The organism is Pseudomonas japonica, from assembly GCF_900188455.1.
Lineage (GTDB): Bacteria > Pseudomonadota > Gammaproteobacteria > Pseudomonadales > Pseudomonadaceae > Aquipseudomonas > Aquipseudomonas japonica.
Genome location: NZ_FZOL01000033.1, coordinates 49,854 through 56,926, shown reverse-complemented (window position 1 = coordinate 56,926; position 7,073 = coordinate 49,854). Strand labels below are relative to the sequence as shown.

Sequence of the window (7,073 nt, the reverse complement as noted above, 5' to 3'; positions counted from 1 at the left end):
CTCGCGACCCGCTACTGCAAGCTCGCAACAAGTTATGCGGCCATGGTCACATTGGCCTGCTGGCGGCGGTGTTTACGACACCTCATTTCGTACAGAGCCTAATATCTGATTTAAGCCGCGCTGCAAAATTACTTTGGCTTGGATGAATTATATGGCACGCTAGAAGCAGATCATAATATCGGCTCTCCAACCTGTCGCGACTGACTGCTTTTGGCCAGAAGCGATTATACCTTTTGACTCGTCAGGGACAGGCCACGAACCTCGGTTTTGGTAATTTAGCACACGCCAAGCAAATCGTAGTTTTCCCCAAAGAAAACTACTCACTGCACCACTCGATATTGTCCTGGTGAGCCTTCGACTTCGCAGTAGCGTACAACACTTTTGGCAGTGCCAGCGAAGGCATCCACGGCGCATTCACCCAATAGAAGCGCCATTACCGGGGCCACGATCTTCTCTTGGATATCTTGCATCGTATTAATCTCAGCAAGACGGAGGCTATAGACCCACTCGCTCAAATTTTCACCGGACGTTGTCCACCTGAACAACTGACCGTGTTCGAGGGTTCGCGATGAATCATCCAGAGGGAACCCCATCCAACACTCGTCAAAATCTACGGCCTTAGACCAAAAGCCTATGTGCATTAGTGGTTGATTGTTATCTAATGCCGCAATGCCAGTCCCCACGAAACTGATCTGAAAACTCAGGTGCGCGCCAATCTTTCGTTTGGGCTTTATGATTACGGGCAGAGAGTAAGCAATGTCGGTGTATACCCATTGATTGCTGTCCGTCAAAGACGCTTCTTCCCATGGTCCTGCTACAACGTATTTTCTGACCGATCCGTTGCTCAGCAGGCTATTCAGTTCCTGTTTCAACAACAAAGCGAGAACCTCACACTCTGCGCCGACTTTGGAAATGAAGGATATACACTCCGAAATAGACTTTCCGATATCAGCCATGACGGCCTCCTGCTGCATGAAAAAATATTTGTTGCACGGCGTTCACTGAGGGTGCTTCAGGTACTTTCAGGTCAACAAAACCATCGAAGCCCTTCCAGAAAATTTCGGTTCTCTGCGGTGCTAACTCCAGCGCGCCAAGTTTCTTGAAACCACAAAAAGGGCGAACTCCCAGCTTTTCGAGGAAACAAATCACCTGTTCAGACCAACGATGCAGAAGTAACTCTGAGTTCTTCAACCCATGCAAAGTATTCAATATATCGTACCAAGATCGAAGTAGAAGGTGGTCTTTCCATATGTCGTCTCGGTCTTTTGCTTCGATACCCGCACTGACCTCAGGGGCAATGAAAATGTGCAATGCTTGTTTCTGCTCATCCTGCGACAGAAAATTCTTCCATTGCTTATGGAGCTGGTCGTCACCACTCAAGGGAGCCCTCCACTTGAACTCGATCAGTAGCGACCACTTCTCCGCACCCCACCACAGCTCGACCAACATATCCGGTTCGGTTCGATTTTTTCTGGGCCAAAATCTCATTTCTGCATGTGACACCGGCCCCTCAGGGAACGCTTCTGGTCTTCCCTGTTTCGTGAGCGCCATCCAGAATGCTCCGATCGCGCTGGCAGGCAGGAAGGCTAACGGCCCCATGACTAAGGCGGTGATCTCATCTTCCTCCGAGGCTCTCTTTTCGCCGGGCTCTCGATGCCCCAGGTAGCGCTGATATACACGAGACTTATTGTGCGTTATGGCGTGCAGCACACGTTACTCCTTGAGTTCAAACTTCACTCGGGCGCAACCGCCAAGCAGAAGTCAGCCTTTACCTTGCGCACTCTGTCGCGCTTGGGAGACGAAGATAGCGCGCGGGACATAGTGCAACCATTTAGTCTGGCGTCAAGTTACTTTATGCATTTTCCCCATGAACGACGCGTAAATCGCGCCCTGACTTCTTTGAAGTCCGTTGATGTACGACCAAATTCTCGCCACTGCCCACAAAAAATTACGCCCCGCGTTCCACTGAAGAACTGGCACCTATGGGGCGGAGGTAGTTGACCGTGACCGGAAACCAACAGTCTCCTTGGATGCGGGTTTGACTCCCTTGAGTTGTCGATCGGAGAGGCGGAGGTTTTGAGCAGGCATGAGATTCTCCTCAGGCACTGATTCGGTATTCCAAAGATTGGTACCGGGTGAGCTGGAATACCGTCTGGAATACCCGAACGGCTGGAACTCAAAAACTCTCAAAAGACCGCAAAAGCGCTGGAGGCCGTGTATTTTCTGGGTTGCAGGCACAAAAAAGACGTCCGTGGACGTCTTTTTTTGATCATTTGGTGGGCCGGTGGAAGTTGAACCGCCGTCTTGATAAACCACCTCAGTTTTGTCTTCCCACTGCGATGTGTCGTTTTCCACGATGACGACGGGCATTTCATTTTCTCTCGACTGATGGCAAAAGCCTATCAAAAACGAGGAAAATTCCTACAGTTTCTACGGAAAGCTAAACGTCACTCAGGCAGCGATTGAGCTGGTCAAAAGGCCCGCCCCTAAATCCAAACCAGCAAAGGAAGTCCCAACCCACCCCCCCCCCCACCAACTTGCACCTGGCCACCATCCCCAGCAGAATGGCTGCGCAACCGCACCCCACCGATGCCCAAGAGGTTCGCCCTTGTACGCCAGATCCCTGCATATCTACGACTTCAAATGCTATGGCAAGGCTGTCCTTCGCCTGCAGTATCCGGGGCGTACGGGCAAGGGTGTGTCGAGCTTGAAGAACGTCAATCTGGTGCTCGGCGACAATGGCGGAGGAAAGTCCTCCATCCTGCGCGCACTGGCGATTGCCGCTCTCGCTCCCGCGCTTCTCGAGTCCGGCTTTGTCCCGTACCGCCTGGTGCGGCGGGCCAGGGCTGACGAGGAGGCAATCAAGGAGAGCCTGCTCAAGATCGAGGCGGTCATCACCGACGACGAGCACTTTCCCGCGTCCGCAAGAAAGAAGCTGGAACTGCTCGCCCGCCTGGAACCCCGCGGCCCGCGCAGCAGCCAGGACCGTCTGCACCTGGACAGCACGCCCGATTCGCCGATTTCCACGCTGCTCGGCGACGACTATTCTCCGGCGTTCTTCGTCGTCGGCTACGGCGCTACCCGTCGGGTGGAAACGGGCGATTTTTCGCCCGGCAGTGCACGCCGCTCACGGGGCCTGCGCTACCAGCGCATCGCGGGGCTGTTCGAGGACCAGGTCGCCTTGCGACCTCTGCAGATGTGGTTGCCACGCCTGAAATCGCGCGACGAGCAGCGCTTCCAGGAGGTCGTCGGGTTGCTCAACAGGGTGCTGCCGGCCAATGTCGTCTTCGAGGGTGAGCTCGATGAAGAAGACGATCAGTACCAGTTTCTCTTCGACGGTATCACCACACCCTTCAGTTCGTTGTCCGACGGCTACAAGGCCTTCGTCGGCTGGGTTGGCGATCTGCTCGGACATCTGTGCGATGTCGCCCCGCAGCACAAGCGTATCGACGATATTCCGGGCATGGTGCTGGTCGACGAAATCGATCTGCACCTGCATCCGGAGTGGCAACGCAGTGTCGTCCCCTCGCTGGCCAGCGCTTTCCCGAAACTGCAGTTCGTGTTCACCTCCCACAGCCCGCTGGTAGCCAGCACGGTCAAGCGCGAGAACGTGTTCATCACCGATACGGCCGCCGATGGCACGGCGACCGTGGCGCAACTGCAGGAGAGCGTCTACGGCCGAAGCATGGAGCAGTTGCTGCTGTCCTCCTACTTCGGTATGCAGACGACCCGGCCGGAATCCTTCCAGAGCGAAGGCGAGACGCTGTTTCGCAAGGCGGCCGAGGGCGATGCCGTGGCGGCCCTGGATTTTCTCGAGCGCCTGACCCAGGCCGCGCCGTTGGCCGATGACAGCGCCTCCGGCCAGGGCGGGAAACGCAAGGAATGATCAAGTACCCGATCGAGCCCGAGGCGCTGGCCCAGGAAATCGACGCGGCCGACCCGCGCTGGACCAGCAACGCCGGCAAGCGCACGCAGAAGCTGGTCGACGCGCAGCAGTTCAAGGAAAAGACTTCGATCTGGAGCACGGTCAAGCCGGTCTTCATGAAGGTGCAACTGAACAAGTGCGTGTTCTGTGAGCGCCAGTTCGAAAGCCCGCAGTACGGCACGATCGAGTTCGACCTCGAACATTTCCGGCCAAAATCCGCGGTGCTCAGCTGGCCGGATCCACAGCGTCACCCGCGGCTGCACTATCCGGTGGCAACCGGTGACGCCAGCGAGAAAGGCTACTACTGGCTGGCCTATGACCCGCTGAACTACGCGGCGTCGTGCAAGGTGTGCAACACCACGTTCAAGCTCAACTACTTCCCGATAGGCGCGGCTCGCGGCGCTCTCCTGGCGCCCATCGCCAACCTTGGCAGCGAGCAAGCGTTTCTCTGCTATCCGATTGGTGCGCAGGCGGAGGATCCCGAGGAACTGATCACCTTCGTGGCGACGGTGGCTGTCCCCACCCAGGCCGACGGACCACGACGCTTGCGTGGCCAGATCATCATTGATTTCTTCGGGCTCAACGACCGCGAGCAGTTGCACCGCGACCGCGCGCGCATGCTTGCCCTGTTCGGCCCGGCCTTGCTTGCGCAGGCGCAGGGGACGGCCAGCGAGTCCGACCTGGCATTGATCGCGCGGATGACCCAGCCGAACCTGCCTCACTCGGGTTGCCTGCGGGCCTACAAACGTCTGTGGGCAGAGGATGCGGAGCTGGCGAAGCGGATCTTCGAGCAGTGCCGGCTCTATATGCTGAGCGAAGCCGGGACGCCACCTCCGGGCGTCTGAGTCGTCCGGGAGCCACTGTCCGGCAATGATCAGCCGGGGGACTTATCCCACCTCCGACCGCCGCCGCTTGATCTGGTACATGTCCCCATCCGCATGACTGAGCAGGGTGTCCGCATCCTCCCCATCCCCCGGATAGCACGCCACCCCGATACTGCAGGACGGCATCGCCAACCCGTCAAAATCCTCCTCCAGCGGCTCGGCCATCACCGCAAGAATCTGCGCGACCTTTTCCGATACCGCGTTCTCCGAATGAATCTCGGTCAGCAGCACAATGAACTCATCGCCGCCCATCCTCGCCACCGTATCGGTTTCGCGAACGCATTCTTCCAGGCGCCGGGCAATCACGCACAGGATGCGGTCACCCATCCTGTGTCCATATTCATCGTTGATGCCCTTGAAGTCGTTGATATCGAGAAACAGCAAGGCGAACTGGCTGTTGTGCCGATGCGCGGAGAGCAGGGCGGTATGCAGCCGATCAGTGAACAGCGAACGATTGGTCAGTTTGGTCAGCGGGTCGTGATGAGCGAGGAAACGCAGCTCTTCCTCGGCCTTGGCCAGTGCGGTGATGTTGCGCGCGACGCCGATCCGCGCGCCCACCTCATCCGACCAGAACGCCGCCCAGAGGATGTAGACGACACCGCCATCCTTGCGGATATAGCGATTGCGGAAGTCGAAATGCGGCTGCCCGTTCATCACGCGAACAATCGACGCCCGGGTGGCGGCCAGGTCTTCCGGGTGCATGTAGTGGGTGATGGAGGTGCCGACCAACTCGTCGGAGCGGTAACCGAGCAAGGCCTGGCAGGCATCGCTGACGAAGACGATCTGGTCGTCCCGGTCGACGACGAACACCGTATCCAGCATCAAGTGGATCAGCTTGGGGTAGAGCGCTTGCAGGTCAACGGGCATAAGTCAGGTAGTCCGGTTGGTAACGCTTGAACATGGCCGCGACGCAAAAGGCGGCGGCGAGCCATCGGGCAGACTTCCTGTCGGCTTGGCAGCGCTCGGGGCACTGCGGCAAAAGAGCGTACATAAGCAGAAAAACAGGGATAGAAAAAGGGGACAAAAAAAGAGGTTATGGAGTTCTGGGAAATATAGCTGGCAGATTGATGGCTGGTTGTCTGTTTCGCGGGTTGTCGTTCAGTAAATCGATTGGGGCGGCAGGTTTTATGGTCGTTGCGAGGGCCAATCGTGACGGTTTGGTGAATATGCTCTCAGGGAAGTGTTGTCTAGCTGGGTGCCTGTCTTGAGTCTTGTAGCGCCTATGAGATCGAGCGCCGCCCGCGCGGCGCATCGCGAGCGCGCTCGCTCCTACATTTTTTGCAACGTGCCATGGCCTGTGAGAGCGGCGTTGCCAGTCTTTGGCGCTTGGCGATTTATCGCGGGGAAGCTGTTGGGGTCGACGCGATACCGCGTCGTACACACAAGGCGGTCAACCATGGCCTGACAGACATAGGCACGTTGCAAAAAATGTAGGAGCGAGCGCGCTCGCGATGCGCCGCGCGGGCGGCGCTCGATCTTGAGAGCGCTACAAGACTCAAGACAGGCACCTGGCGGCCTTGATGCGGTTCCCCTGGCAAGCCACCACATGTCACCCCAACAGCTCACTGATCCAGCGAATCTGCTGGCCCAGTTCCCGCAGCCTCTCCTCCGCCACCGCCTGCCTCGCCCGCGACAACCCCTCCAGCGTCTTGCGCTTCAACCGCAACAACCGCTGCCATTTGGCGATGAACGCCGCACCGCGCTCGCGCAGCAGCAACGGCCCGAAGTACAGCTCCTGTTCGCTGTACACCACCGGCCCGCTGCGCTCGGCGACGACGATCTCGTAGTCGAAGCGGTTCTCCCGCAACACCTCTTCCGCCACGATCCGATAGCCGTTGTCCATCAACCAGCGGCGCAACGGCTGCCCGCCACCATTGGGCTGCAGCACCAGGCGCTCATGACCGCCAAGGCGTTCGCGGTCGGCCTGGAGAATGTCGCGGATGGTCTCGCCGCCCATGCCGCACAGGGTGATCGCGGTAATCCCGTCCGCCACCTCGATCGCCCGCAAGCCACTGGCATGGCGCACCACGATCGCCTGCTCCAGCCCGTTCTCGCGCACGCTGCGCAGTGCCGCGTTGTACGGGGTCGACGCCACCTCGCCGGCCACCGCCGCGACGATCAGCCCACGGTGCATCAGCGCCACGGGCAGGTAGGCGTGGTCCGAGCCGATATCGGCCAGTCGCGCGCCGGCCGGGACATGGGCCGCGACGCGCTCCAGGCGGCGGGACAGGGTCTGGGGATTCAACGGGATACCTCGCAAGGAC

The 7,073-nt window shown here is 58.5% G+C and carries 7 protein-coding genes and 1 pseudogene; 3 read left to right on the top strand and 5 right to left on the bottom strand.

The features are described 5' to 3' along the window. Positions 1-102, top strand: a pseudogene (locus tag CHB99_RS29700) (IS5/IS1182 family transposase); the annotation flags it as partial. A gap of 218 nt (positions 103-320) precedes the next feature. On the opposite strand, the gene CHB99_RS27410 reads toward CHB99_RS29700, so the two are convergent. The 3 genes from CHB99_RS27410 to CHB99_RS29695 all read right to left on the bottom strand — a co-directional run bounded on the left by CHB99_RS27410 (position 321) and on the right by CHB99_RS29695 (position 2,370). Next, positions 321-956: a hypothetical protein gene (locus CHB99_RS27410; protein ID WP_042130695.1), complete on the bottom strand. Its 636-nt coding sequence runs from the start codon at positions 954-956 to the stop codon at positions 321-323. Continuing rightward, complete coding sequence (locus tag CHB99_RS27405) at positions 949-1,710, bottom strand: hypothetical protein (RefSeq protein WP_042130693.1); 762 nt, start codon at positions 1,708-1,710, stop codon at positions 949-951. Before CHB99_RS27405 ends, CHB99_RS27410 begins: the two co-directional genes overlap by 8 nt. 270 nt (positions 1,711-1,980) lie before the next feature. Continuing rightward, positions 1,981-2,370: a hypothetical protein gene (locus CHB99_RS29695; protein ID WP_141137351.1), complete on the bottom strand. Its 390-nt coding sequence runs from the start codon at positions 2,368-2,370 to the stop codon at positions 1,981-1,983. 238 nt (positions 2,371-2,608) lie between these two features. Here CHB99_RS29695 and CHB99_RS27400 point away from each other — a divergent pair, with 238 nt between their 5' ends. Continuing rightward, complete coding sequence (locus tag CHB99_RS27400; RefSeq protein ID WP_042130691.1) at positions 2,609-3,886, top strand: AAA family ATPase; 1,278 nt, start codon at positions 2,609-2,611, stop codon at positions 3,884-3,886. Further along, positions 3,883-4,770, top strand: coding sequence for a hypothetical protein (locus CHB99_RS27395; RefSeq protein WP_052419579.1), 888 nt, complete (start codon positions 3,883-3,885; stop codon positions 4,768-4,770). The genes CHB99_RS27400 and CHB99_RS27395 overlap by 4 nt, the downstream gene beginning before the upstream one ends. 42 nt (positions 4,771-4,812) lie before the next feature. On the opposite strand, the gene CHB99_RS27390 is transcribed toward CHB99_RS27395, so the two are convergent. Continuing rightward, entirely contained in the window at positions 4,813-5,676 is an 864-nt protein-coding gene (locus CHB99_RS27390) for a sensor domain-containing diguanylate cyclase (RefSeq protein ID WP_042130689.1), read from the bottom strand. A gap of 682 nt (positions 5,677-6,358) precedes the next feature. Then, the gene (locus tag CHB99_RS27385) at positions 6,359-7,054 is read right to left on the bottom strand and encodes a tRNA (adenine(22)-N(1))-methyltransferase (RefSeq protein WP_042129704.1); all 696 of its coding nucleotides are present in this window, start codon (positions 7,052-7,054) and stop codon (positions 6,359-6,361) included. Positions 7,055-7,073: the final 19 nt, after the last annotated feature.

Excerpts from the sequence above, each read along its gene's own strand:
- CHB99_RS27410 (WP_042130695.1), bottom strand. The coding sequence starts at position 956 with ATGGCTGATATCGGAAAGTCTATTTCGGAGTGTATATCCTTCATTTCC.
- CHB99_RS29695 (WP_141137351.1), bottom strand. The coding sequence starts at position 2,370 with ATGCCCGTCGTCATCGTGGAAAACGACACATCGCAGTGGGAAGACAAA.
- CHB99_RS27395 (WP_052419579.1), top strand. The coding sequence starts at position 3,883 with ATGATCAAGTACCCGATCGAGCCCGAGGCGCTGGCCCAGGAAATCGAC.
- CHB99_RS27390 (WP_042130689.1), bottom strand. The coding sequence starts at position 5,676 with ATGCCCGTTGACCTGCAAGCGCTCTACCCCAAGCTGATCCACTTGATG.